This is a genomic window from Stenotrophomonas tumulicola, assembly GCF_014117215.1.
Classification (GTDB): Bacteria; Pseudomonadota; Gammaproteobacteria; order Xanthomonadales; family Xanthomonadaceae; genus Stenotrophomonas; species Stenotrophomonas tumulicola.
Map to the genome: position 1 here is coordinate 86,654 of NZ_JACGXS010000002.1, position 25,660 is coordinate 112,313.

The following is a 25,660-nucleotide window of genomic DNA, read 5'->3' on the forward strand; positions in this document are numbered from 1 at the left end:
GACTTCATCAATCGTGTTCCTCGCGGGTCTGGGCCCGGATCCAATCCAGATAAGCCGGAAGACCGGCCCGTGTTTCGACCGCGATGCATTCCGGGAGTTCATACGGATGCAGTTCGATCAGTCGCGCCATGGCGGCCTCGATCCGGCTGGCCGTGGTCTTTACCAGCAGCTGCAGCTCGGTGTCGGTAGTCACCTCGCCCTGCCAGCGATAGGTCGAATGCGCACCGTCCAGCCGGGTGACGCAGGCAGCCAGGCGTTCGCCGACAAGGGCATGCGCGATGCGTTCGGCGCTGGCCGGATCGGGACAGGTGGTGAACAGCAGCAGGACGGGGTCGGCGGGTGACATCACCGCCGAGTATAGGGCCCCGGCCCGGGCAGGGGGCCGGGCCGGGGCATCAGACAAATCGGAAAAACGTCAGTTGGCCAGCTGGCAACTGCTCGGCTGGGTGGAGGTGAACAATGCCGGGGTTGCCCACTCCGGGTGGTCGATGAACGGGTTGCGGTTGCCCTGGAAACTGTAGACAACTTCGTTGCGGGCACGTTCTGCGTCGTTCGGCGGGTCGGCCAGGTGCCAATCCATCAGCGTGGACAGCAGGCCCATGTAGGCGGGCGAGCTGCTGGTCTTGACGATCTTGTTGCGGTCGTCGGTGAGTTCCAGGTCCGGTTCGGACTGCCCGGTGGCTGCATCCTTGCCGCCTTCATAACGAATGGCCATGTACATCACCGCACGCGCCATGTCGCCCTTGCGCTGGCCCCAGACTTCGAACGTGCCCTGGTTGCCGTCCGGCGTACGCACCCAGTTCGAATTGCCTGGATAGGCGCCACTGCCGCCGCCCTGGCCATTGTTCGATTCGGTGGCGCGCTCGCCGCAGTTGCTGTCGCACTTTGCGAACGGCTTGTTGCCGCGGTCCGCATTCCACTGCGTGTCGGTCAGGTACAGCATGTGCGTGTCGGTATACGGTGCGTACGGCAGGCCCTTGTCGCCGGTGGTGCTGGCAAAGCCCAGCGAGTTCGGCCAGGTGTGCTCGCGGTTGTAGGTCAGCCCGCTGCCGGTGCCGGCACGGCTGCTGACCTTGGTGTAGCTGCGGTTGCGGTAGGCATCCAGGATGCTGCCGCTGTCGTTGGGATCCTCGTCGGCGATCTCCAGGATGGTCCAGGTGCTGGTGCCCGATCCGCTGTATGGATAAGCGGTGTGGCCCTTGATGGTTTCGTGCAGGGAACAGCGCAGCTGGCTGGGGCTGGAGGTGTTGACCCGCGCGTAGTAGTCGCCGGGGTTGCCGGGATTGCCCGGATCCGGATCGGGGTCGGGGTTGCCGGTGCTGCTGGCCACGGTGAAGGCGATGCGCGAATCAGCCGCCGGGCGTGCACCCTGGCTGTCGCTGATGCGGCTGGCGCGGATGTCGAAACGGCAGGCTTCGCCGGCCACCAGCGCGGTGTTGGTGGAAATCTTCAGCGTGCGTCCGCTGCCCGGGTAGCTGAGTGGCACGCTGCCGGACTGGCCGCAGCTGAGCGCGAAGGCGCCGCTGGCCAGGGTGACGTTCTCGCTGAATGCCACTTCCAGGTCGCCGGCGGCGGGGAAGGTGCTGCTGCCCTGCGCAGGCACGGTGGTGGACACCGATGGCGGGGTGTTCGGGCCCGGGGTGCCGGGGTTGCCGCTGAACGCCTGGCCGTTGTTGCAGGCACCGAAGGTCTGCGCGGCCGACTCGGCCCAGGTGAAATGGACGTACTGGCTGCCGTTGCCGGTCAGCTGCAGCGAGGTGCCGGGCGTGGTGCTGTTGCTCTCGGCGACCGGGATGTTCTGGCTGGTCATGCCGGCGGCGGGGCCGCTGGCAGCGGTGATGGTGCCCTCGTAACTGAGGAACTGGACCACCGCACCGCTGGCATCGACCAGTGCGATGCCGTCGTTGGAGCCGTTCTGCAGGCCATTGGTCGGATAGCTGACCACCGCGACCGTGGCGCTGCCGCAGGAGGCCGGGCTGCCGGCGGGCACCGCATTGTCGGCATACACGCTGGCCGCCGACGGGGTGCTGCCGTTGTACAGGTACAGCCGGTAGCCGGACAGGTCCTCGCCAGCGGTGGCAACGACCTCGATCGCTTCCCCGGTATCCCCGGCCGGCGTGCTGTCGTCGTAATGCAGTTCGTTGATGAAGACCTCGGCCTGGACAGGCGAGGTGGCCAGTGCCAGCAGGCAGGCGGCGGCAAGCGGTGACAGCAGTCGCATCGACAACTCCTTTCCTTGTGAGCGGATCCCCAGACGGGAATCTAAGCCGATGGCGTGACAGTTCTGTCGTAAGTGGCCCGCTGGACGCGCAAGGCGTGATCGCGGTCACCAAAAGATTTTTGCGGCTGGGCCTTGAAAGGCCATGACCGGGCTCCATCTCTGCTCTGTCCCGCATCTGTCGGGTTTTTTCACGAGCGGTTCTGGCAGTCACCCGGGGTGAGTGCTAAAATCGCCGGACTTTTTCAGCACAATCAATCACTTGAGAGGTCTCACATGAGCAACTTGAAGCCGCTTCACGACCGCGTGGTGGTCAAGCCGATCGAAGCCGACGAAATCTCCGCCGGCGGCATCCTGATCCCGGATTCGGCCAAGGAAAAGTCGACCAAGGGTGAAGTCGTTGCCGTGGGCCCGGGCAAGGCGCTGGACAACGGCAGCGTGCGCGCGCCGTCGCTGAAGGTTGGCGACAAGGTCATCTACGGCCAGTACGCCGGCAGCAGCTACAAGGAAGCCGGTGTCGAGTACAAGGTCCTGCGCGAAGACGACGTGCTCGCCATCATCGGCTGAGCTGTCGCGCGCCCTGATTTTCCTTTTTCCGATTAGAGCAGCCGGGCATGGCCCGGCTCTACAACAGAGGTAAACGCAATGGCTGCCAAAGATATTCGTTTCGGTGAAGATGCCCGCGCCCGCATGGTGCGTGGCGTCAACGTTCTCGCCAATGCCGTCAAGGCCACCCTGGGCCCGAAGGGTCGCAACGTCGTGCTCGAGAAGAGCTTCGGCGCCCCGACCATCACCAAGGACGGCGTGTCCGTCGCCAAGGAAATCGAACTGGCTGACAAGTTCGAGAACATGGGCGCGCAGATGGTGAAGGAAGTCGCGTCGCGCACCAACGACGACGCCGGTGACGGCACGACCACCGCTACCGTGCTGGCCCAGGCCCTGATCCGCGAAGGCGCCAAGGCGGTTGCTGCCGGCATGAACCCGATGGACCTCAAGCGCGGTATCGACAAGGCCGTCATCGCCGCTGTCGCCGAGCTGAAGAAGATCTCCCAGCCGACCGCTGACGACAAGGCGATTGCCCAGGTCGGCACGATCTCGGCCAACTCGGACGAGTCGATCGGCAACATCATCGCCGAAGCGATGAAGAAGGTTGGCAAGGAAGGCGTGATCACCGTTGAAGAAGGCTCGGGCCTGGACAACGAGCTGGACGTCGTGGAAGGCATGCAGTTCGACCGCGGCTACCTGTCCCCGTACTTCGTCAACAACCAGCAGGCGCAGACCGCCGACCTGGATGACCCGTTCATCCTGCTGCACGACAAGAAGATCTCCAACGTCCGTGACCTGCTGCCGGTGCTGGAAGGCGTCGCCAAGGCTGGCAAGCCGCTGCTGATCGTGGCCGAAGAAGTCGAAGGCGAAGCGCTGGCGACCCTGGTGGTCAACACCATCCGTGGCATCGTCAAGGTCGTGGCCGTCAAGGCACCGGGCTTCGGCGACCGTCGCAAGGCGATGCTGGAAGACATGGCCGTGCTGACCGGCGGCACCGTGATTTCCGAGGAAGTGGGCCTGTCGCTGGAGAAGGCCACCATCACCGATCTTGGCCGTGCCAAGAAGGTGCAGGTTTCCAAGGAAAACACCATCATCATCGACGGTGCCGGCGACGGCGCGGGCATCCAGTCGCGCGTTGCGCAGATCAAGGCCCAGATCGAAGACACCTCGTCCGATTACGACCGTGAGAAGCTGCAGGAGCGCGTGGCCAAGCTGGCCGGTGGCGTTGCGGTGATCAAGGTCGGCGCGTCGACCGAAATCGAGATGAAGGAAAAGAAGGCCCGCGTTGAAGACGCCCTGCACGCAACCCGCGCAGCCGTCGAAGAAGGCGTGGTCCCGGGCGGCGGCGTGGCCCTGGTGCGTGCCCTGGTTGCCGTTGGCGATCTGAAGGGTGCCAACGAAGACCAGACCCACGGCGTCCAGATCGCCCTGCGTGCGATGGAAGCCCCGTTGCGCGAGATCGTCGCCAACGCCGGTGAAGAGCCGTCGGTGATCCTGAACAAGGTGAAGGAAGGTACCGGCAACTATGGCTACAACGCCGGCAATGGCGAGTTCGGCGACATGGTCGAGTTCGGCATCCTGGATCCGACCAAGGTGACCCGTTCGGCGCTGCAGAACGCCGCTTCGATCGCCGGCCTGATGATCACCACCGAAGCGATGGTGGCCGAAGCCCCGCGCAAGGATGAGCCGGCTGGCGGCGCTGCCGGTGGCATGGGCGGCATGGGTGGCATGGGCGGCATGGACTTCTAAGTCCGTAGCATCCTGTAGTACCAGCAACATCAGGGAACCCCGCCGGAGACGGCGGGGTTCTTTTGTTTCCGGCGGCAGGCAACCTGCTTCCGGGTGGCGGTGACCCGAGCGTTGCGTTGGTGCGGCGCGTTGGTCGTCACGCTCCAGCTCCTGGCTGCGCTGCGCGCGCCCTCAACCTGGCCTGCCTGGCCAGTCAGGGCCGGGGAAGAACGTACAGCATCGGACGGTGCAATGGACTGGCAGCGGGAGCGGGAATTCCCCACGCCGGGGAGCCACCCACGCCGAAGCGCGAGGTGGCAGACGGTGCGGGTTGGCATACCGGCTGAGCAAACCCCCCCCAATGGACCGGCGGATCAAAGATCCCCGCGCACCGTCCACCATGAAGCGGGTGGTACGGTGCATTCTCTGTCCTGACTTCAAGCAGGGACAAAGTGCGGGGGGACTACTCAGATCGGGATGCCAATCCCGGCAGGCCTTGTCGGCCCGCAAGGACAGGATGCGTATCCACCTTGAGCAGGAACATAAGGAAAGCTGCAAAACCGACGCTGCCGTTCCGCCTCGCACAGGCCTTAATGGCGGAGCTCCCCTCTGGTCTGCTGGAAGACCTGGATAGTGCAGAGCGTCCCCAGTCGCTGCGCACGGACTTCCCAGTGAGGGCATGAACATGGCGGAATCAGCCTGCTTCCATCCTGTTTGCCACCAATCGCGGCAAGGCTCCGGTCGGGCCGCCATTGCCAGGTTGGCGCTGCGATCGGGGTGGGCTGAGGACATCGTGCAGACCATGCGTGCAACCGCAGCCGTCGCGATCACCACGGCCGACACAATGCCTGCTGGAAGCACGCCGATGCCGTTGCGGCTGCAGGCAGGGCCTGGGCCAGCGCTTTTGAAGTGATGCAGGCAAAACCAGGCGCATGCCAAGGCGACGGGAATTCAATCGGTACAGGATCGGCTTCGTAGAATCGCCGCCCCGAAATGATTCGGGATCTTCTGTAGCGTGAATCATGCAGATTGCCATGCGTCGAATTGGTCTGGCCGACGACCATCCCGTCATATTGAATGCTTTACAGACATGTCTGATGGATGGCGCCCTGGAAACGGCGTTCGCCGTGCGCACGGGCGGACAGCTGATGGAAACCCTGCGCATGCAGCCATGCGACGTGCTGGTGACGGATTATTCGATGGCGCAGCATCCGCATGGTGGTGATGGGCTGGCCATGGTGGAGCGCGTGCTGCGCCGATTCCCGGAGTGCAGGCTGGTGGTGTTCACCATGCTGCACAACCCGGCGGTATTCGGCCAATTGCTGGCACTGGGTGTCGATGGGATTGTCAGCAAGAACGATGACATCCACGAAGTCCTGTTGGCCATCCGCGCAATCGAGGCCGGCATCGGGCTGCCCTATTGTTCGCCCAGCGTGCGCGAAGCGCTGAGCAGCCAGCTCAACCGACCCGGTGCAGCGTTGCAGGCGCTGAGCCAGCGTGAGCTGGAGGTGGTCCGGTTGTTTGCGCAGGGACAGACGCTGGACGAAATCGCCGCCAATCTTGGCCGCGCCAAGACTACGGTTGCCACGCACAAGAAGAACGCCATGGACAAGCTGGGCGTCATCGGCAACACCGAGCTGATCCGCTATGCCTTCGAGGCGAATCTTGTTTGACCGGGCACTCATCGCCGCGCTGCTCTGCGCACTCCTGTTGCCATGGGGCCGGATGGCCATGGCTTCGGAGCTGTTGACCCTGCGCAGCCAGGTGGCACCGACACGGTTCGCCACCACGCTTTCCGATACGGACGCGACGTGGTTGCGGGCGCATGGCGAGCTTGTCATCGGCCTGTGGGGAAAGGACTTCGCGCCGATCCAGTTCCGGCCTGATGCAGATACATTGGAGGGCGTGGCGGCCGATCACCTGGTCCTGCTCGGGAACGCGCTGGGCGTGCCCGTGCGGGCGCGTTGGTTCGCAGATCGTGGCGCTGCGCTGGCGGCGTTGCGCGCGCATGAAGTGGTGGCGGTCAGCGTATTTGCCGAGCCCGTGGATGAAACGGACTTCGATGTCTCCATCCCTTATCTTCGTGCTCCCTTGGCCATCGTGCGCCGCGCGGGACCTGCGTTGACCGATGACGGCATCCTGGAGGGCCGCGGCGTGGTGGAAGCCACGCAGGCTGATGCCTGGTCACTGCTGCGGCGCTACCCGGAGGCCTCGCCGGTGGCGCCGGTGCCATCCTTTTTCAAGGCACTGGAAGCGGTGTCGCTGGGACGCGCCGATTACTACGTGGGCGACCTGGTATCGGCGACCTATGCGGTCGAGCAGGGCTGGTTCCTCAACCTGCGCGTGGCGCGCATCGAACTGGCCGACACCCGTTTCCAGTTCATGACGGCGGCTGACCAGCCGCAGGCCGGGCGCGTACTGGACGCGGGGCTGGGCGCCATCCGTTCGTGGATGCGTGCCAGCATCCTGCGCAGCTGGGCGGCCGGTGCGGCACAGGACATGGATGCGGCTGGCCGCCTGGTACTCACCGATGCGGAACGGGCGTGGATGAGTGCGCATCCGGTGGTACGCATCGCGGTGAACACCGCCGATGCACCGTATACCTTCATCGACTCGGCGGGTGAGTTCGCCGGCGTGCATGCGGACCTGCTCAAGATGATCGGGCGTCGCACCGGCCTGCGGTTTGAAGTAGTACCGCATACCACCATCGGCGAGCTGGAAGGCGACCTGCGGACCGGTCGGGCCGACATGGTGGCCACGCTGATGCCCACGGCCGAACGCCGCCGCTTCCTGGCCTTCACCGAGGAGGTGGCGCCGATGGTCTGGGTACTGGTGGCGCCACACGATGCGGACGCTATCAACGGCCTGCACAGCCTGCGGGGCAAACGCCTGGTCCTGGTACGCGGGCATGGGATGACGGACTGGATCCGGGAGCGGTTCCCGGAGATCCAGCTGGTTGCCGTCGATACGGTCACCGACGCGATGGACCTGGTCGCCCGCGGTGGCGCGGATGCTTCGCTGCAGAGCATGGCATCGGCCAGCTATGCGATCGAACGCTATTTCGACCAGCTTCGCATTGCTGGCACCGCGATGGATACGCCGGAGATGGCCCGCTTTGGCGTGGACAGGCAGCAACCAGAACTGCTGGGTATCCTCGACCGCGCACTGGAAGGAATGTCGCCGGCCGAGCGTGCCGCCATCGCGTCGCGCTGGCTGGTCAACATCAACTATCCAACCAGCACTTGGCAGAGCTTGCGGCGCTCGGTGTTCCGCTGGTTGCCCTGGCTCGCCGGTGGGCTGGCCGTGGCGCTGCTGTGGAACAGCCTGCTGCAGTACCAGGTGCGTCGCCGCCGCCGCGCCGAGGGACGGTGGCGCGCCGCCACGGAAGCCGCCGAGCGCGCCAACGTCGAGAAGTCCAGTTTCCTGGCGGAGATGAGCCACGAGATACGCACGCCGATGAGTGCGGTGATCGGCCTGCTTGAAATGGCCAACCGACGTGGCCGGGCCGGGGTGGTCGATGCTGAATCGTTGATGCTGGCTGAAGCGTCGGCAAAGAGCCTGCTGGACCTGGTGGGCAATCTGCTGGACCTGCGCAAGATCGAGGCAGGAGAGCTGCGCCTGGTTCCTCGCGCCATGTCCTTGCATGCGCTGTTGGCGGATTCGGTCACGTTGTTCCGCCATGCGGCGCACAGCAAGGGCGTCGAGCTGCACCACACCGTGGCCGCGGATGTGCCCGAATGGATCCACTGCGACCCCTTGCGCATGCGCCAGGTGCTCACCAACCTGCTGTCCAACGCAGTCAAGTTCACTGGGCAGGGGGAGATCATGCTGGCAGCCACGCTGCAAGGCGACCGGCTCTGCATCAGCGTGCGTGACAGTGGTAGTGGCATCGCCGCGGAAGACCTTGCCACGATCTTCGAACCATTCCGGCAGGGCGACTCCCCCGCAGCCGCCATGGGCACCGGCCTGGGCTTGGGCATCGTGCGCCGGCTGGTCACCCTGATGGGCGGTACGGTGACGTTGGACAGCTCGCCCAGCGCAGGTACCGTCGCGCGGTTGACGTTGCCCTGCCAGGCTGCGCTGCATGTCGAACAGCCGCACGATGAGCTGCTGTTCGCTGTTGCAGCGTTACGGGTACTGGTAGTGGACGATCATCCGATCAACCTGCGCGTGTTGACCGACCAGCTGCAGTGGCTGGGTTATCACGTGGTGCAGGCCGCCTGCGGGCAGGCGGCGCTTGAATGCCTGGATACCTGCGGCCCGATCGATCTGGTGCTCACCGATTGCAGCATGCCCGGCATGTCGGGCATGGCATTGGCCGAAAGGATTCGCCGCGAGGAGAGCCAGCGCGCCACCTCGCGCCGGACGCTGGTCGGGTATACCGCCAATGCACTGCCTGAGGCGCGTGAGGCCTGCCTGGCCGCCGGCATGGATGCGGTGCTGGTCAAGCCATTGAGCCTCCCGCAGATCAGTGCCGCGCTTGCGCCCTGGTTTGCTGGACGGGTGGCGCCGAAGCCCGGCAAGGCTGGCCAGCCCGCAACCGCTGCAGCAATTCCCGGATCGGCCAGCAGCCTGCGCGGCGACCTGGAGGTGTTGCGTGATGCGCTGGTTGGAGAGCGCTGGGAGGAAGTGGCGGACCTGGCGCATCGGCTTCGTGGTGCAGTGGCCTGCAGCCGTGCCGATAGCGACGTTGACCAGGCGTGCCTGGTGCTTGAACTGCAGGCCCGGCGCGGCGCGCAGGCCGGAATCGAAACGGCCATGGCCCAGTACGACCTGCTTGCCGAACGTGTGGTTCGTTGGCTGTCTGTGCCGTATTGAGCGGAACGCCATGCACGACAGTTCGGATTCTAGAATCCATTCGATGGTGGCACGGCAGTGGGATCCGCAAAGTAGGCGTCGTCGGCAGGGAACGCCGCGGCCTCATCCACTCACCGAGAGAATCATCATGAAAAAGATCATCCTGACCGCCCTGATTCCGTTTGCCCTGCTGGCTGGTTCCAATGCATTCGCCGGCACGCAGAACTGCGCTGCCAAGATCAGCGCCATCGAGGCACAGATCGAAGCGGCCAAGCAGTACGGCAACACGTACAAGATTGCCGGCCTGCAGACCGCACTGGCACAGGCCAAGGCCAACTGCACCGATGCAGGCCAGGCATCCAAGGCCGAAGAGAAGGTCCGCAAGGCCCAGGAAGACGTCCGCAAGACCCAGGAAGACGTGCGCAAGGCCGAGCAGAGCCTGCGTGAAGCCCAGGCCAAGCGCGATGCCAAGAAGATCAGCAAGGCGCAGGAAAAGCTGAACGAAAAGCAGTTCAAGCTGCGCGAAAAGATGCAGGACCTGCGCGAAGCCCAGGCCAACCTGGCAGCGCTGAAGGGCTGATCCAGACGTAATCGCCGAGTTGAAACAGGAAAAGGGGCTCTGCCCCTTTTCCTGCGTTGTGCTGTCCCGTCATCTGGTTTTAACGGAGTGTCGTCGTGCGCCGGCCATTGATTCTTTTCGTGCATGCCCTTTGCTTGCTTGTGGGCTTTCCTGCACTGGCATCGCCTGCCGATGACGCAGTCGAAGATCCGACGCGGATGTTTCCCGGCATGACCGCTTCACCCGTGCGCATGAGCGTGATCATCAACGGCCATTGGAAGGGGTACTCGTGGCTGCGCATCCGTGATGATGGACAACCCTGTGCACTGGTGTCGCACTGGATGGAATGGGGCGTGGCGTCGACTGCTTCCTTCGCAGCGGATTCGGAGATTGCCGACCATGCCAACTGCGTGCAGCCGCAGCCAGCCGTGCCACCGGACATGGCCGCCGCGACGGATGCGGGAGCCGTGGAGTCGAACAGCCAGGACAGTGACAGTGACGATGATGATGACGAACCGGTGGTGCGCAGGCGCTACGATGCGCAGCGCCACCAGCTGAATGTCCGGGTGAAAGACGAGCTGATGAGCCGTGCGCGTGGCGATGTTCCCTTTTCCCGGTACGAGGACGGCGTGAGCGCCGTGCGCCTGGATTACCAGGTCAACGCAGCACAAGGCACAAGGACCATCGACGGGGTCAGCACGCGCAACGATACGGTGTACGCCACGCTCAATCCCGGATTCAACTTCGGCCCGTGGCGGGCCCGTTCCACGCTGAACTATGCGCGTGACAAATCGTTGTCAGTGGGCGGTGCGAACGACCCCCGCTGGACGCGCGACAACACCTATCTCACCCGTGACATCGGCAAGTGGCGCAGCAGGATGTTGATCGGAGAGGGATATACCGACAGTCTGCTGTTCGCCAGCATTCCATTCACCGGCGCGCGGATATCTTCCGAGGACAGCCTGCTGCCGGACTATCTGGAAGCATTCACGCCGGTCGTGCGGGGTGTTGCCAACAGCAATGCGGAAGTGCTGGTCCGGCAGGGAGGCGTGCTGTTCTATCACACCTCGGTCGCTCCAGGCCCCTTCGTGCTGTACGACGTGCGGCCGCCGTCCTCTTCCGGCGATATCCGGGTCACCGTGCGTGAGGCCGATGGCACCGAGCACGTGTCGATCGTGCCTTACACGGCGATGCCGCTGTTGACGCACGGAAAGGTCTGGAAGTATTCGGTGAATGCAGGCCAGTACCGCCCGCTCTTCGGCAACGCATATCCGCGCGATGACTTTCTCCAGGCCACTGCTGGCTACGGACTGCCGTATAAACTCAGTGCGTACGTCGGTGCGCTGTCCAGCAGCGGCTACGAAAGCCGATCGTTCGGCATGGGCTGGGACCTGGACAAGGGCGGTGCGCTGTCGCTGGACGTATCGCGCTCGCGGATCGGGCAGGCCATCGCCGAGGCGGCCGGGCGGCAGTGGCGGTTGCGCTATGCCAAGTCCTTCGCAACCATCGGCACGGGTGTCAGCCTGGACTATCGTCGCTTCGACGCTGGCCATTTCCGTACCCTTGAATCCCTGTTCGCGCGTGATGAACAGGTTGCTTTCTGGCGTGACCTCGTGGGCGAGGAGCACGCCGATGAGTGGGTGACGGAGACCAAGCCGCGGACCCAGGTCCGCATGGAGCTCAAGCAGAACGTCGGCGATACCGGCAACCTGTATGCCACGCTTACCCGCCTGGATTACGCGTCCGATACGCGCCGGCGGACGTCGGCGCAGATCGGCATGACCTGGTACGGCAGCCGTTTCGACCTGGACGTGCAGGCCAATCACAATCGCGTCGGCACGACGGGCGTCACCTCGGCACAGTTCAGCCTGAGCATTCCGCTGGGTACGGTGCGCGACAACACGCTGCGCTATGCCGTCAGCGCAGACCGCGATGAAGAGGGCGGCATGACATGGAACAACCGCGTAGCCGGTTCGGGGATGCGCGATTATCGACTCAACTACGTCCTGAACCAGCAGCGCGCTTACAAGGACAGCAGCAAGAGCGCGGACAGCGTGCGCGTCAATTACCAGGCTGATGCTGCAAGCTGGGGCCTGGGCTATACGCAGGGCGGGGGAAACCGCCGCGCCGACGCCAGCCTGGAAGGCAGCATCATCGGTTGGCCGGGTGGCGTGGTGCTGGGGCAGCCGTTGGGTGAAACAGTGGGCATCATCGATGCGCCCGGATTCAGCGACGCCAGCATCGATGGCCAGATGGCCACGCGGACGGATGGACGAGGGCGCGCGGTGGTGTCCTACCTCACTCCCTATCGGGTCAACCGGCTCGGATTGGACAGCATCAAGCTGGGGGACGATTATGACTACGACACGCTGTTCCGGGAGGTGGTTCCCACCACGGGCGCGGTGCTGGTGGTGCCGATCAAGCCTGAACCGATGCCGGCCCCGTTGCCATGACATTCCCGGCATCGATGGCGCCGTTGCGATTGAAACTGTTGCACTGGCGCGGATATGTGCTGACAATGCCTGCCATGAACGCAGCCCCCGCCAGCTTTTACTGGTATTACTTTCCGAAGCCACTGGCGGAGGAAGGACTGCGCTCACCCTGAAGAAACCTTCAGACGCATTCCCGAAAGCCGCCAGCGAACCTGGCGGCTTTTTTTTGCCGCCACGCTGGGGACCCCCACACGTTCCGGAGATCCCTGCCATGCCCCCCCATACCGACGACCTTCGCATCCGAAAAATCGAGCCGCTGACGCCGCCGGCGCAGTTGCTGGCCCTGCTGCCCTGCGACGATGAAGCATCCGACACCGTCAGTGCCTCGCGCAGTGCACTGCACGCCATCCTGCACGGTGCTGACGATCGCCTGGCGGTGGTGGTCGGGCCATGCTCGATCCACGACCCGGCGGCCGCCATCGAGTACGCGCAGAAGCTCAGGCCGCTGCGCGATGCGCTGGCCGGAGAGCTGGAAATCGTCATGCGCGTGTACTTCGAGAAGCCGCGCACCACGGTGGGCTGGAAGGGGCTGATCAACGATCCGGACCTGGATGGCAGCTTCAACATCAACAAGGGCCTGCGCATCGCACGTGGCCTGCTGCGCGACATCAACAAGCTGGGCCTGCCAGCCGGCGTGGAGTTCCTGGACGTGATCTCGCCGCAGTACATCGCCGACCTGGTGGCCTGGGGCGCCATCGGCGCACGCACCACGGAAAGCCAGGTGCACCGCGAGCTCGCCTCGGGGCTGTCGTGCCCGGTGGGCTTCAAGAACGGCACCGATGGCAACATCAAGATCGCTGCCGATGCAGTCGGCGCGGCGATGAATCCGCACCACTTCCTGTCGGTCACCAAGCAGGGCGACACTGCCATCGTGGCCACTGCCGGGAACCCCGATTGCCATGTCATCCTGCGTGGCGGCAAGCAACCGAACTATGATGCGGCCAGCATTGCCGATGCCTGCCAGGTGCTGGCCAAGGCGAAGTTGCCCACGCGGTTGATGGTCGATGCCAGCCATGCCAACAGCCTGAAGAATCCGGACAACCAGCCGAAGGTGATCGAAGACATCGCCGTGCAGATGGCGGGTGGCGAGCAGCGCATCGTCGGGGTGATGGTCGAGAGCAACCTTGTCGGTGGTCGCCAGGAACTGGTGGAAGGCCAGCCGCTGGTGCATGGCCAGAGCATCACGGACGGCTGCATCGACTGGGCCACCACCGAAGTGGTGCTGCAGCGCCTGGCCGCTGCGGTGCGCGCGCGCCGCAAAGCCGTGGCAGCCGTTGAAGCTGAAATGGAAATCGAAGCCGCCTGAGCGGTGGTACGTGTGTGGATGACGGATGCTGCCTGCGGGGGCGCGCCGTGATCAGCGGTGGTTGGCGGAGTTGGCAGCCACCGCGTCCGCACCGGCGATGCGCCTGGCGCTGCGCAGCTGCGCCAGCGCCAGGTACATCGCCGGGGTGGTGTAAAGGGTCAGCAACTGGCTGACCAGCAGTCCGCCAACGATCGCGATGCCCAGCGGGCGCCGCAGTTCCCAGCCCTCGCCGCCGGCCAGCATCAGCGGCAAGGTGCCCAGCAGGGCCGCCACCGATGTCATCAGGATGGGCCGCAGGCGCAACCGTGCGGCTTCCAGCACCGCATCATGCGCGCTCGATCCGCGCCGCTCGGCGGCCAGCGCGAAATCGACCAGCAGGATGGTGTTCTTCATCACCACCCCGACCAGCAGGAACAGGCCCAGCAGCGAGATCAGGTTCAGCTCGTTGCCGAACAGCAACAGTGCCAGCAGCGCGCCGACGCCCGCCGAGGGCAGCGTGGACAGGATCACCAGCGGCTGCAGGAAGCTTTCGTACAACACGCCCAGCACCAGGTATACCGCCAGCGTGGCGCCCAGCAGCAGCAACAGCTGGCGCTGGCGCATCTGTTCCAGCCCGGCCGCCTCGCCTGACAGCTTTGCCTGCACGGTGCGCGGCAGCATCAGGCCGGCCATCGCGCCATCGATTGCAGCGACCGCCCGTTCCAGGTTCACGCCGGGCGCCAACGCAAACTCGATCCAGATCGAAGCGAACTGCTGGGCGTGATGCACGCGGTCGGCGGCCATGCCATAGCGCCAGCTGGCAATGCTGGACAGTGGGATGCGCTGGCCTTCGCTGCCCGTCACCTGCAACTGCTGCAGCGTGGTCGGGTCCTGGGTATGGCGCGGGTCCAGCTCCATCACCACCCGGTACTGGTTGAGGCTGTCATACAGCGTGGCCACCTGGCGCTGGCTGAAAGAGTTGTTGAGCACGTTGGCGACCGTACGCACGTCCACGCCATGCCGCGCGGCCGCTTCGCGGTCGATGTCCAGCACCACCTGGCGCATGCCCGCTTCGCCCTGCGCCTCCACGTCCACCAGTTCAGGCAGGGCTTTCAACGCGGCGCTGACTTTCGGTGCCCATTCGCGCAGCGGCGCCAGGTCGGCGGCCAGCAACTGCAGTTCCTGCTTGCCGCTTTCACCGGCCCCCTCCAGGCGGATGTCCTGGTCCACCCACAGGTACAGGTTGCCGCCAGGCAGCGGCGGCAGGTTCGCACGGAGCCGGTCGATCACCTGCTGGCTGGACACCCGCCGCTCGGAAAGCGGCTTCATCTTGATCATGATGAAGGCGTTGTTCACCCCCATGCCGCCACCGATGTAACCGATGATGTCCTCGATGGCCGGGTCGTCCAGCAGCAGCCTGCGGTAGGCGTTGATCTTGGGCTGCATGGCCTGGAAGGAGAGCCCGTCATCGCCACGGGCGAAGCCGCGCAGCTGCGCCGTATCCTGCTGCGGCACCATGCCCTTGGGTACCTGCTGGAACAGCCACGCATTGAGCGCGATCACCGCCAGGAACACCAGCAGCGGCCAGCGCAGCCGAAGCAGGCCTTTGTCCAGGGTACGCAGGTAGCCGCTGCGTACGCGTTCGAACAGCCCATTGCTCCATCGCTGCCAGCGCGATGGTTCGGGTTGGGCATCGGCGAACAGCCGCGCGCACAGCATCGGTACCAGGCTCAACGCGACCACCACCGACACCGCCATTGCCGCCACCAGGGTCAGCGAGAACTCCCGGAACAGGCGTTCGACGAAGTCATCCATGAACAGGATGGACACGAACACTACCGCCAGCGCAAGGTTCATCGACACCAACGTGGCGCCGACTTCGCCGGCACCACGGACCGCCGCCTGCCAGCGGTCCGCACCGAGCTCACGATGGCGGGCGATGTTTTCCAGCACCACGATGGCGTCGTCCACCACCAGTACCGCCGCGACGATCAGTGCCATCAGCGACAGCGTATTGAGCGAAAAGCCGAGCAAGGCAATCAGCGCCAGCGTGCCGAACAGCACCACCGGGATCGCCACGCTGGGCACCAGCGCGGCACGCCAGTGACCGAGGAATCCCAGCACCACCAGTACCACCAGCACGATGGCCAGCAGCAAGGTCAACTCGGCTTCATGCAGGGTGGCGCGGATCACCGGCGAACGGTCCATCACCAGCTGCATGTCCACGTTGGCCGGCAGCAGGGCATGCAGCTGCGGCAGTTGCCGTTGGATGGCATCCACGGTGGCGATGATGTTGGCACCCGGCTGGCGGCTGACGATCAGCAGCACGGCCGGGCGCTCGTTGTGGAAGCCGCTGGAGTAACGGTCCTCCACGCCGTCGGCGACCTGCGCCACGTCGCCCAGCCGCAGGGGGCGACCGTCCTTTACGGTCAAGGCAAGATCGCGGTACTGCGCGGCCTGCCGCAGCTGCAGGGGCGCCTCCAGCTGCCATTGGCGTTCGTCGTTGCCAACGGTTCCGAGGGGGCGCATGGCATTGGCGCGTGCGATGGCCTGTGCCACCTCGTCCAATGCCAGCCCGGCGTGGTTGAGTGCGTTCGGGTCCAGCGACACGCGTACGGCGGGCAACGCGCTGCCACCGACCTGTACCTCGCCCACGCCCGGTACCTGTGACAGTTTCTGTGCCAGTACGGTGGAACCGATGTCGTACAGCTGGCCTGGCGAGAGCAGGTCCGAGGTCAACGCGAGTGCCAGGATCGGTGCCTGCGAAGGATTGACCTTGCGGTACTCGGGCATGCCGGGCATGCCGCTTGGCAGTTGGCCGCGTGCGGCGTTGATCGCGGCCTGCACTTCACGCGCGGCTTCGTCGATGTTGCGATCGAGCACGAACTCCAGTTCGATCTCGGTCTGGCCCTGCGAGCTGGACGATTCCAGGCTGGTGATGCCGGGAATGCTGCCCAGCGCGCGTTCCAGTGGCGTGGCTACGGTGGCCGCCATCGATTCGGGCGACGCGCCGGGCAGGCTGGCACTGACTTCGATGGCCGGGTAGTCCACCTGTGGCAGTGGCGCCACTGGCAGCAGCCGCAAGGCCATCAGCCCGGCCAGCACCAGCGCGACTGCCAGCAGGATGGTCGCCACCGGGCGCTGCACGCAGGCCCGCGCGATGCGCGCGGCCATGTTCACGCACTGGCTCCATCGCTGGCCGCCGCCGTGCCCGTGGCGCGGCGACGACGTTGCAGGCGATCGAACGCCAAGTAGATCACCGGCGTGGTGAACAGCGTCAGCACCTGGCTGACCAGCAGGCCGCCGACCATCACCCAGCCCAGCGGCTGGCGCAGTTCAGCCCCGGAGCCACTGGCCAGCATCAGCGGCACCGCACCGAACAGGGCCGCCAGGGTGGTCATCAGGATCGGCCGGAAGCGCAGCAGTGCAGCCTGGTGGATGGCTTCGCGAGGGGCCATGCCGCGAGTGCGCTGCGCATCCAGCGCGAAGTCGATCATCATGATCGCGTTCTTCTTGACCAGGCCGATCAGCAGGATGATCCCGATCACCGCGATCAGGTCCAGGCTGCGCCCACTGATCCACAGTGCCGCCAGCGCGCCGACGGTGGCCGACGGCAGCGTGGACAGGATGGTGATCGGGTGGATGAAACTCTCGTACAGCACGCCCAGCACGATGTACATCACCACCACGGCAGCGAGGATCAGCCACAGCGTGCTGGACAGCGAACTGTTGAACGCGGCCGCGGCGCCCTGCATGCGCAGGTCGATGCTGGCCGGCAGCGCGATCGCCGCGCGTGCTGCTTCAACGGCGGCGACCGCTTCCCCCAGCGATGCACCAGGTGCGGGATTGAACGACAGCGTGGCCGCAGGGAACTGGCCGACATGGTTGCGCAGCAGCGGGGCCGGCCCCTGTTCGATGCGTGCCACCGCTCCCAATGGCACGGTCTGCTGCTGCGCGTTGCGCACGCGCAGGCCGGCGATGGCATCCGGCCCCGGCTGGTGCGCCGGATCGGCTTCCAGCACCACGCGGTACTGGCTGGCCTGGGTGAAGATGGTGGAGATCTGGCGTTGGCCGTAGGCGTCGTACAGCGCATCGGCCACGGCCTCCACCGATACGCCCAGGCGCGCGGCGGCATCACGGTCGATCACCACGCGCGCTTGCCGGCCCTGCATCTGCAGGTCGCTTGCCACGTCGGCCAGTGCCGGTGAACGGCGCAGTGCCTGCAACAGTTGTGGTGTCCACTCCTGCAGCGCCTGCATGTCCGGGCTGGTCAGGGTGAACTGGTATTGGCTGCGGCTGATGCGGTCTTCGATGCCCAGCTCCTGCACCGGTTGCAGGTACAGGGTGATGCCGGGAATGTCGGCCACGCGCCGTTGCAGGCGTGCCATCACCGTGGCGATATCGTCGCCACGTTCGCCGTGCGGTTTCAGCTCGATCAGCAGCCGCCCGGTGTTGAGCGCCGCATTGTTGCCGTCCACGCCGATGTACGACGACAGGCTTGCCACTGCCGGATCCTGTTCGATCGCCTCGGCCAGGGCCAGCTGGCGCTCGCGCATGGCGCGGAAGGAAATCGCCTGCGGCGCCTCGCTGATGCCCTGGACCAGCCCGGCGTCCTGTACCGGGAAGAAACCCTTCGGCACCGCGACATACAGCGCGACGGTCAGCGCCAGGGTGGCCACCGTGGCCAGCAGCATCAACGGCTGGCGTTGCAGTACCCAGTGCAGCTGGCGATCGTAGGCGGCGATGATGCGGTCGAAGATGTCACCCGAGCGGGATGGCCCCTTGTGCGGGCGCAGGAAGCGGGCGCACAGCATCGGGGTCAAGGTCAGTGACACCAGCAGCGAGATGCCGATGGCCACGGCCAGGGTGATGGCGAACTCATGGAACAGCGCGCCGACCAGGTCGGCCATGAACAGCAGCGGGATCAACACCGCGATCAACGAAACCGTCAGTGACACCAGGGTGAAGCCGATTTCGCGCGCGCCGTTCAAGGCAGCCTCGCGCGGGCTCTCGCCTTCTTCCAGGTGGCGTGCGATGTTCTCCAGCATCACGATGGCATCGTCGACCACGAAGCCGGTGGCGACGGTCAACGCCATCAAGGTGAGGTTGTTGAGCGAGAAACCGGCCAGCAGCATCACCGCGAACGTGCCCACCAGCGACAACGGCACCGCCACGCTGGGAATCAGGGTGGCCGGGATGTTGCGCAGGAACACGAAGGTCACCAGCACCACCAGGCCGATCGCCAGTACCAGCTCTTTCTGCACGCCGCGCACGGAGGCACGGATCGATTCGGTGCGGTCGCTCAATACCTCCATCCGCACTCCGGCGGGCAGCGCGGCCTGCAGTTGCGGCAGCAGGCTGCGCACCTGTTCCACCACCGCGATGACATTGGCGCCGGGCTGGCGCTGGATGTTCACCAGCACCGCCGGGGTGGTGCCGGACCATGCGGCCAGCTGCCGGTTCTCGGCGCCATCGGTGATGGTCGCCACGTCGCCCAGCCGCAGCGGCGCGCCGTCGCGCCAGCTCAGCACCAACGCGCGGTATTCCTCCACGCTGCGCATCTGGTCGTTGGCATCAAGCATCACCGCACGGATCGGGCCATCGAAGCTGCCCTTGGGCAGGTTGACGTTGGCCGCCGCGATCGCCGTGCGGATATGGTCCATGCCCAGCCCGTTGGCGGCCAGTGCGGCCGGGTTGACCTGGATGCGCACTGCTGGACGCTGGCCACCGGCCAGGCTGACCAGGCCGACGCCGGGCAGCTGCGCCAGGCGCTGTGCGACGCGCGTATCGACCAGGTCGTGCACCTGCGGCAGGGCGATGCCCTGCGAGGTCACCGCCAGGGTCAGGATCGGGGTGTCGGCCGGATTGACCTTGCGGTAAACCGGCGGCACCGGCAGGTCATCGGGCAGGAAACCGTCGGCGGCGTTGATCGCTGCCTGCACATCCTGCTCGGCCACGCCCAGCGATACCTCCAGTGCGAACTGCAGGGTGATCACCGACGCGCCGCCGGAACTGGTGGAAGCGATCTGCTTCAGGCCGGGAATCTGCCCCAGCTGCTTTTCCAGCGGTGCGGTGACCATGCGCGTGGTCAGTTCCGGGCTGGCACCGGGATACAGCGTGGTGACCTGGATGATCGGGTAGTCCACCTGCGGCAATGCAGCCACCGGCAGCAGCCGATAGGACAGCCCGCCGGCCAGCAGCAGCGCCACCATCAGCAGGGTCGTGGCGACCGGGCGCAGGATGAAGGGACGCGACAGGTTCATGTGCCTGCCTGCGCTGCGTCCTCGGTGATGATGCGTACCGCGCTGCCGTCTTCCAGTCCGTCGATGCCTTCCACCACCACTTTCTCACCGGCCTGCAGGCCGCTGTGCACCGAAACGCGGGTGCCGTCAGCCGGCCCCAGCACCACGTCGCGTCGCTGTGCCTTGTTGCCTTCGTCGATGACATGCACGTAGTTGCCCTTGCTGCCGAACTGCACTGCCGCGTCAGGGATCACCACCGCGGCCTGTTCGCCGAGCTGCAGGCGGATGTTGACGAACTGGTTCGGGAACAGCGCCTCATCGGCGTTGGCGAACAGCGCGCGCAGCTTCAGCGTGCCGGTGCCGGTGTCGATCAGGTTGTCCACGCTGGACAGCGTGCCGTGCGCGAGCGCGCGACGTTCCTCGCGGTCCCAGGCCTGTACCGCCAGGGCGGGTTGCGTGCGTACCGCATCCAGCAGCGCCGGCAGCTCGGGCTCGGGCACGGTGAACAGCACGCTGATCGGTGCGGTCTGTGCCAGCGTGACAAGCCCGTCGGCATCGCTGCTGCGGACCAGGTTGCCCATGTCTACCCGACGCAGGCCGACACGTCCGCTTACCGGCGCGGTGATGCGGGTGTACTGCAACTGCAGGCGCGCTTCGTCCACCGTGGCCTGGTCGCTCTGTCGCCGGCCCTGCAGCTGCCGCACCTTGCTCTGCTGGTCGCTCAGTTCCTGTGCGGACACATAGTCCTGCGCCTGCAGTTCGCGGAAGCGCTGCAGCTGGCGTTCGGCATTTTCCAGTTCGGCCAGGTTCTGCTGCTGGGTGCCTTGCGCCTGTGCCAGCAGCACCTGGTACGGCCGCGGGTCGATCTGGGCCAGCAGGGTGCCGGCATCCACGTGCTGGCCTTCGTGGAAGTGCAGCTTCAGCAGTTCGCCATCCACGCGGCTGCGTACCACCACGTTATGCAGCGGCGTCACCGTGCCGATGGCTTTCAGCCGCAGTTGCAGTGGTTCGGCGCTGGCGCGTGCCACGCGCACCGGCGTGGCCTTGGCATTGTCCTCGTTGCTGGTCGCATCGTCGGCAGCGTGTGGCCAGGCCCACCACGCCAGCAGTCCGGCGATGGGCAGGGAAGCGGCCAGCAGCAACGTGCGGGCACGACGGAAGCGCGACGGATCAGCGACGGACATGGGGCATCCTGCACCCTGCGCAGGCGCAGGGAATTACGGCGCCGGACGCACGGCTGCGCGGCCTGGCAACGAGGGAAAGGGTTGTCTGGCGGGGCCGCAGGGGCAGCGTGGCTGGATACCGCCGCGATGCGACGGGCGCGTCATGTTAGCCGGAAGCGGCATGGATTTCCGCATGACCTTGGTCATGGGGCCAGGTTCCTTCGGGAATCCGGCCCCATGCGCCTCAATGCACTTCGTCGTGATACACGAACTTCGGCATTTCCCAGCGGTAGTGGATCGCCAGCAGGCGCAGCGCGAAGCCGCCGGCCAGGCAGCACAGGATGGCCACGTTGTCGGCCACGCCCCAGCGCAGCAACAGCAGGTAGGCGGCGCCGGTAAGCAATGACACGATGGCGTACAGCTCCTTCTGGAAGATCAGCGGTACTTCGTTGCACAGGATGTCGCGCAACACGCCGCCGAAGGCGCCGGTGAGCATGCCGGCGATCAGCACGATCGGCGTGGCATGGCCGCCTTCACGGGCGATCGCGCAGCCGATCAGGGTGAAGGCGATCAACCCCAGTCCATCCAGCACCAGGAACGTGCGACGGAAATGGTGCATCCAGCGTGCCAGCCAGGTGGCGATCAGTGCGGCGCACATGGTGAAGCCGAGGAACTCCGGGTGTTCCACCCAGGCCAATGGGTAGTGGCCGAGGATAATGTCGCGCAGCGATCCTCCGCCAAGGGCGGTGACGCAGGCGATCATCACCACGCCGAACAGGTCCATGCGGCGCCGGCCAGCGGCGAGCGCGCCGGTCATGGCTTCGGCGGAAATGGCAATGAGATAGATGATGGACAGCAACATGGGCAGGCTCCGGACGCGGTAGGGCCGGCCACGCCGCGTACCTGCCGTTGCCTGCGCAACGACGAACGAAGCTGGCCGGTGCCGCTCCCGCTGTCCTTTTGCCTGAGAGTTCAGCGGCGTGTGCCGCGTGCCCCTTCGGCGGGTCCGGATGGACCTCTCTCCAGCTCGGCGAGTCGGATGCATGGTTGATGGGGTCCAACCCCACCGGCCTGAGCGATCATGGGAGCCTGCGCCTTCGGCGGGTGCCTGCCTGGCACCTCTCTCCTGCATCCGGGCACCAGTGTAACCGCTGCACTGCAACAAGCGATAATCGCGGGCATGGCCCGCTCTTCCGTCCCCTGGTTCCTGTACCTGCTCGAATGCCGTGATGGCAGCTACTACGCGGGCATCAGCACCGATGTACAGGCGCGTTTCGCCATGCACCTGGCCGGCAAGGGCGCGCGCTATACCCGCTCACGGCCACCGCTGCGGATAGTGGCGGTGCGCCAGTATGCGGACCGGGCGGAAGCATCGCGCGCGGAGTGGCAGCTGAAACAACAGCCCCGGGCGCGCAAGCTGGCGTGGCTGGCGTCCGCCGAGCATGGCTCGGCGCTACCAGAGCGGACCCCGGTAGCGCCGAAGGCAGGTAATTCCCGTTAGTGCCGAAGGCGGCGGCAGGAGCCGCTGCCAACGTCGCTTGCGACGGCCCGAAGGGTGCCGGGCAGGAAGACCGGCATAGCCATGCTCGGCGAGCGCAGGGGTAAGACACCGCTCAGTCGCGCGGCGGTTCCTTCGGCGGCTTCACGTCGCCGAATATGATCCGCGCGCTGCGCTGGTAGCTCCAGTACGCCACCGCCCAGTTCAGCAGTACCACCATGCGGTTGCGGAAACCGATCAGGAAGAACACGTGCGCGGCCAGCCAGAACCACCAGGCCAGCACGCCCGACAACTGCAGCCTGCCCAGGTGCACGATCGCCGCCATGCGGCCGATGGTGGCCAGGTTGCCATAGTCGGCGTACTTGAATGGCCCGGGCTCCGGCTTGCCGTGCAGGCGGGCGCGAAGGGTGTCGGCCACGTGCTTGCCCATCTGCTTGGCGGCCGGCGCTACGCCCGGGACCGGGCGCCCGTCGGCCTGGGTCAATGCGGCCAGGTCGCCGGCCACGAACAGTTCCGGGTGGTCGGGAAGGGTAAGGTCCGGCAGTACCTGCACGCGGCCCGCACGGTCCAGCGGCACGTCCAGCGTGGCGCCCAGTGGCGAGGCCGCTACGCCCGCCGCCCACACCACCGTGCGTGCGGGAATGAACTGCTCGCCCAGTTGGAAACCGAAGCTGTCGATGGCGCTGACCGGAGTGCCGGTGACCACTTCCACGCCCAGTTTCTCCAACTGCCGGCGCGCCTTCAGTGACAGCGTTTCCGGGAACGAGGACAGCACGCGTGGGCCGGCTTCGACCAGCCGCACCTTGGCCGAGGCCGGATCGATGTGGCGGAACTCGTTGCGCAGGGTGTGCCGCGCGATTTCGGCCAGCGTACCGGCCAGCTCCACGCCGGTGGGGCCACCGCCGACCACCGCGAAACTGAGCCATGCGGCCTTTTTCCCCGGGTCCGGCTCGGCCTCGGCGCGCTCGAATGCCAGCAACAACTTACGACGCAAGGCGATGGCGTCATCCAGTGTCTTCAGGCCAGGCGCGTCCTTGGCCCACTCGTCATGGCCGAAGTAGGCATGGGTGGCGCCGCTGGCCAACAGCAGGCTGTCGTATTCCAGCGTGGCGCCATCGGCCAGGTGCACGTTGCGCGCCTGCTTGTCGATGCGGATCACCTCGCCCAGCCGCACTTCGACGTTGCGTTGGTGGCCCAGGATGTGCCGCAGCGGCGCGGCGATGTCCGGGGCTGACAGGCCGGCCGTCGCGACCTGGTACAGCAGCGGTTGGAACAGGTGGTGGTTGCGTCGGTCGACCAGGGTGATGCGGATGCGCTCGCTGGCCAGGGCACGGGTGGCCCAGAGACCGGCGAAGCCGCCGCCGACGACGACCAGGTGGGGGGTGCGCTCGCGCGTCATCGCGTAGCTCCAGGAGGTGGGGGCGATGGGATGATCGCATGTCACGCCGGGGCACGCCGTGCTGGAACATACTGTCCCCTGCCTACCGTCAGCCTGGAGTTGGTATGTCCGAGCCCGAAAAGCGCATCGCCCTGTTGATCGATGCCGACAATGCGCCAGCTGCGAAGATCGAGGAGGTGCTGGCCGAGGTTGCCCGTCACGGCGTGGCCAATGTACGCCGTGCCTATGGCAACTGGAAAAGCCCGAACCTGAAAAGCTGGGAAGCGGTGCTGCACGAATACGCGATCCGGCCGATCCAGCAGTTCGCCTACAGCCGCGGCAAGAATGCCTCCGACATGGCGATGGTCATCGATGCGATGGACCTGCTGTACGCGCGCAACCTCGATGGATTTGCCATCGTCTCCAGCGATGCCGATTTTACCCCGCTGGTGATGCGCCTGCTGACCGACGGAGTGAAGGTGTATGGCTTCGGCGAGAAGAAGACACCGGAACCCTTCGTCAACGCCTGTTCGAAGTTCACCTACGTGGAGGCGCTGGGACAGGCACATTCCGGCCCACCGGAAGCAGAAGCGGAGGCCGGCGCTGCCGTGCCGGGTGAAAGCAGCGGCGAAGCACGGCCGCGCAAGACCGGTGCGGAAATGCGCAGCGATACCAAGCTGGTGAACCTGCTGCGCCGCGCGGTGGCATCGGCCGAGGGCGACGACGGCTGGTCGCACCTGGGGCCGGTCGGCAGCCAGATCGGCAACCAGGCTTCGTTCGATCCGCGCAACTATGGCTACGGCAAGCTCAGCGACCTGTTGGCGGCGATCGGATTGTTCGAAATGAAGAAGGACGGCAAGTCATCCTACGCCCGCGCATTGGCGAAGAAGCCGGCGGCCAAGCCGGCGACCAAGCGGGCGGCAAAAGCCGGCAAGGCCGATGCCGCGTGATGGGGTTATGGTAACGGTCCCGCGCCTGACGGGCGCACGTTTGCCTGCAAGGAAAAATACATGCTGAAAATATGGGGCCGGCGCAATTCCAGCAACGTGCGCAAGGTAGTGTGGTGTGCCGAGGAAATCGGGCTGCCGTATGAATCCATCGAGGTGGGGGGCAGCTTCGGTGGAACGCAGTCGGCCGATTACCAGGCCATGAATCCCAACGGGCTGGTGCCGGCCATCGAAGACAATGGCCTGCCGCTGTGGGAATCCAATGCCATCGTGCGTTATCTGTCGGCACGCTATGCGCTGGGTAGCCTGTACCTGGAAGATCCGGCCGAGCGCGCGCATGGCGAGAAGTGGATGGACTGGACCACCTCGCGCATGGCGCCGGTATACAGCGAGCTGATCTGGGGCGTGATGCGCACTGCGCCGGCGGACCGCGACGAGGCGCGCATCAGTGCGGCGCTGGTCAAGGCAGGAGACCTGCTGGGCATGGCCGATGCGGCGCTGGCCAGGCAGCCATGGTTGTCTGGCGATGCCTTCGCGATGGGCGACATACCGCTCGGCGCGCTGGTGTATGCATGGTATGAAATGCCGATCCAGCGTCCGGACCTGCCGCACCTGGCGGACTGGCATGCACGCCTGCGCGAACGCCCCGCCTACCAGCGTGGCGTGATGACGCCGATGACCTGAGCAGGTTGGTGCGGGTAGCGCCCAGCCTGAGGTGGGTAGCGCCGAGCCATGCTCGGCGAGCACGCGGTAGGCGGTATTGGCCGGGCGTCATGAGGTCCGACGCAATCCGCCGAGCATGGCTCG

General features: G+C 65.8%; 17 protein-coding genes and 2 riboswitches. Of the genes, 10 read left to right on the forward strand and 7 right to left on the reverse strand.

The window, feature by feature from the left end; translation table 11 throughout:
• Positions 1–7 precede the first annotated feature (7 nt).
• Positions 8–346 (reverse strand): divalent-cation tolerance protein CutA, encoded by a 339-nt coding sequence (cutA, locus tag H4O11_RS06010; RefSeq protein ID WP_182338499.1) that lies wholly within the window; start codon positions 344–346, stop codon positions 8–10.
• A gap of 69 nt (positions 347–415) precedes the next feature.
• Positions 416–2,221: an endonuclease gene (locus H4O11_RS06015; RefSeq protein WP_182338500.1), complete on the reverse strand. Its 1,806-nt coding sequence runs from the start codon at positions 2,219–2,221 to the stop codon at positions 416–418.
• A 273-nt stretch (positions 2,222–2,494) separates the two neighbouring features.
• Here H4O11_RS06015 and H4O11_RS06020 point away from each other — a divergent pair, with 273 nt between their 5' ends.
• The 7 genes from H4O11_RS06020 to H4O11_RS06050 all read left to right on the forward strand — a co-directional run bounded on the left by H4O11_RS06020 (position 2,495) and on the right by H4O11_RS06050 (position 13,646).
• The gene (locus tag H4O11_RS06020) at positions 2,495–2,785 is read left to right on the forward strand and encodes a co-chaperone GroES (RefSeq protein WP_042614504.1); all 291 of its coding nucleotides are present in this window, start codon (positions 2,495–2,497) and stop codon (positions 2,783–2,785) included.
• Positions 2,786–2,863: 78 nt separating this feature from the next.
• The gene (gene groL / locus H4O11_RS06025) at positions 2,864–4,513 is read left to right on the forward strand and encodes a chaperonin GroEL (RefSeq protein ID WP_182338501.1); all 1,650 of its coding nucleotides are present in this window, start codon (positions 2,864–2,866) and stop codon (positions 4,511–4,513) included.
• Positions 4,514–5,526: 1,013 nt separating this feature from the next.
• A complete protein-coding gene (locus H4O11_RS06030; RefSeq protein ID WP_182338502.1) occupies positions 5,527–6,165 on the forward strand; it encodes a LuxR C-terminal-related transcriptional regulator in 639 nt (212 codons plus the stop codon).
• Positions 6,166–6,223: 58 nt separating this feature from the next.
• Positions 6,224–9,310: an ATP-binding protein gene (locus H4O11_RS06035; RefSeq protein ID WP_182338503.1), complete on the forward strand. Its 3,087-nt coding sequence runs from the start codon at positions 6,224–6,226 to the stop codon at positions 9,308–9,310.
• 127 nt (positions 9,311–9,437) lie between these two features.
• Positions 9,438–9,869 carry a DUF1090 domain-containing protein gene (locus H4O11_RS06040; protein ID WP_182338504.1) on the forward strand — a complete coding sequence of 144 codons (432 nt, stop codon included), beginning with the start codon at positions 9,438–9,440 and terminating at the stop codon, positions 9,867–9,869.
• A 209-nt stretch (positions 9,870–10,078) separates the two neighbouring features.
• A complete protein-coding gene (locus tag H4O11_RS06045; protein ID WP_182338505.1) occupies positions 10,079–12,301 on the forward strand; it encodes a fimbria/pilus outer membrane usher protein in 2,223 nt (740 codons plus the stop codon).
• A 250-nt stretch (positions 12,302–12,551) separates the two neighbouring features.
• Positions 12,552–13,646: a 3-deoxy-7-phosphoheptulonate synthase gene (locus tag H4O11_RS06050; protein ID WP_182338506.1), complete on the forward strand. Its 1,095-nt coding sequence runs from the start codon at positions 12,552–12,554 to the stop codon at positions 13,644–13,646.
• Positions 13,647–13,697: 51 nt separating this feature from the next.
• Here the strand turns inward: H4O11_RS06050 and H4O11_RS06055 are convergent, their stop codons facing one another.
• The 4 genes from H4O11_RS06055 to H4O11_RS06070 form a co-directional block, all read right to left on the reverse strand.
• Positions 13,698–16,799: an efflux RND transporter permease subunit gene (locus H4O11_RS06055; protein ID WP_182338843.1), complete on the reverse strand. Its 3,102-nt coding sequence runs from the start codon at positions 16,797–16,799 to the stop codon at positions 13,698–13,700.
• Between the two features lie 2 nt (positions 16,800–16,801).
• The gene (locus H4O11_RS06060; RefSeq protein WP_182338507.1) at positions 16,802–19,888 is read right to left on the reverse strand and encodes a multidrug efflux RND transporter permease subunit; all 3,087 of its coding nucleotides are present in this window, start codon (positions 19,886–19,888) and stop codon (positions 16,802–16,804) included.
• Positions 19,885–21,051, reverse strand: coding sequence for an MdtA/MuxA family multidrug efflux RND transporter periplasmic adaptor subunit (locus H4O11_RS06065; RefSeq protein ID WP_182338508.1), 1,167 nt, complete (start codon positions 21,049–21,051; stop codon positions 19,885–19,887). The genes H4O11_RS06060 and H4O11_RS06065 overlap by 4 nt, the downstream gene beginning before the upstream one ends.
• A gap of 223 nt (positions 21,052–21,274) precedes the next feature.
• The gene (locus H4O11_RS06070) at positions 21,275–21,892 is read right to left on the reverse strand and encodes a trimeric intracellular cation channel family protein (protein ID WP_182338509.1); all 618 of its coding nucleotides are present in this window, start codon (positions 21,890–21,892) and stop codon (positions 21,275–21,277) included.
• 80 nt (positions 21,893–21,972) lie between these two features.
• Positions 21,973–22,066: riboswitch (glycine riboswitch) on the reverse strand.
• 12 nt (positions 22,067–22,078) lie between these two features.
• Positions 22,079–22,169: riboswitch (glycine riboswitch) on the reverse strand.
• Positions 22,170–22,210: 41 nt separating this feature from the next.
• On the opposite strand from H4O11_RS06070, the gene H4O11_RS06075 reads away from it, so the two are divergent.
• Positions 22,211–22,531 (forward strand): GIY-YIG nuclease family protein, encoded by a 321-nt coding sequence (locus H4O11_RS06075; RefSeq protein WP_182338510.1) that lies wholly within the window; start codon positions 22,211–22,213, stop codon positions 22,529–22,531.
• Positions 22,532–22,643: 112 nt separating this feature from the next.
• On the opposite strand, the gene H4O11_RS06080 is transcribed toward H4O11_RS06075, so the two are convergent.
• Entirely contained in the window at positions 22,644–23,927 is a 1,284-nt protein-coding gene (locus H4O11_RS06080) for an NAD(P)/FAD-dependent oxidoreductase (RefSeq protein WP_182338511.1), read from the reverse strand.
• Between the two features lie 104 nt (positions 23,928–24,031).
• On the opposite strand from H4O11_RS06080, the gene H4O11_RS06085 reads away from it, so the two are divergent.
• A complete protein-coding gene (locus H4O11_RS06085; RefSeq protein WP_182338512.1) occupies positions 24,032–24,856 on the forward strand; it encodes an NYN domain-containing protein in 825 nt (274 codons plus the stop codon).
• Positions 24,857–24,916: 60 nt separating this feature from the next.
• Positions 24,917–25,537 carry a glutathione S-transferase family protein gene (locus H4O11_RS06090; RefSeq protein WP_182338513.1) on the forward strand — a complete coding sequence of 207 codons (621 nt, stop codon included), beginning with the start codon at positions 24,917–24,919 and terminating at the stop codon, positions 25,535–25,537.
• Positions 25,538–25,660: the final 123 nt, after the last annotated feature.

Coding starts and splice junctions, on each gene's coding strand:
- H4O11_RS06055 (WP_182338843.1), bottom strand. CDS start 16,799: ATGGCCGCGCGCATCGCGCGGGCCTGCGTGCAGCGCCCGGTGGCGACC.
- H4O11_RS06090 (WP_182338513.1), top strand. CDS start 24,917: ATGCTGAAAATATGGGGCCGGCGCAATTCCAGCAACGTGCGCAAGGTA.
- H4O11_RS06070 (WP_182338509.1), bottom strand. CDS start 21,892: ATGTTGCTGTCCATCATCTATCTCATTGCCATTTCCGCCGAAGCCATG.
- H4O11_RS06050 (WP_182338506.1), top strand. CDS start 12,552: ATGCCCCCCCATACCGACGACCTTCGCATCCGAAAAATCGAGCCGCTG.
- cutA (WP_182338499.1), bottom strand. CDS start 346: ATGTCACCCGCCGACCCCGTCCTGCTGCTGTTCACCACCTGTCCCGAT.
- H4O11_RS06080 (WP_182338511.1), bottom strand. CDS start 23,927: ATGACGCGCGAGCGCACCCCCCACCTGGTCGTCGTCGGCGGCGGCTTC.
- groL (WP_182338501.1), top strand. CDS start 2,864: ATGGCTGCCAAAGATATTCGTTTCGGTGAAGATGCCCGCGCCCGCATG.
- H4O11_RS06045 (WP_182338505.1), top strand. CDS start 10,079: ATGACCGCTTCACCCGTGCGCATGAGCGTGATCATCAACGGCCATTGG.
- H4O11_RS06015 (WP_182338500.1), bottom strand. CDS start 2,221: ATGCGACTGCTGTCACCGCTTGCCGCCGCCTGCCTGCTGGCACTGGCC.
- H4O11_RS06030 (WP_182338502.1), top strand. CDS start 5,527: ATGCGTCGAATTGGTCTGGCCGACGACCATCCCGTCATATTGAATGCT.
- H4O11_RS06085 (WP_182338512.1), top strand. CDS start 24,032: ATGTCCGAGCCCGAAAAGCGCATCGCCCTGTTGATCGATGCCGACAAT.
- H4O11_RS06065 (WP_182338508.1), bottom strand. CDS start 21,051: ATGTCCGTCGCTGATCCGTCGCGCTTCCGTCGTGCCCGCACGTTGCTG.
- H4O11_RS06040 (WP_182338504.1), top strand. CDS start 9,438: ATGAAAAAGATCATCCTGACCGCCCTGATTCCGTTTGCCCTGCTGGCT.
- H4O11_RS06035 (WP_182338503.1), top strand. CDS start 6,224: ATGGCTTCGGAGCTGTTGACCCTGCGCAGCCAGGTGGCACCGACACGG.
- H4O11_RS06060 (WP_182338507.1), bottom strand. CDS start 19,888: ATGAACCTGTCGCGTCCCTTCATCCTGCGCCCGGTCGCCACGACCCTG.
- H4O11_RS06020 (WP_042614504.1), top strand. CDS start 2,495: ATGAGCAACTTGAAGCCGCTTCACGACCGCGTGGTGGTCAAGCCGATC.
- H4O11_RS06075 (WP_182338510.1), top strand. CDS start 22,211: ATGGCCCGCTCTTCCGTCCCCTGGTTCCTGTACCTGCTCGAATGCCGT.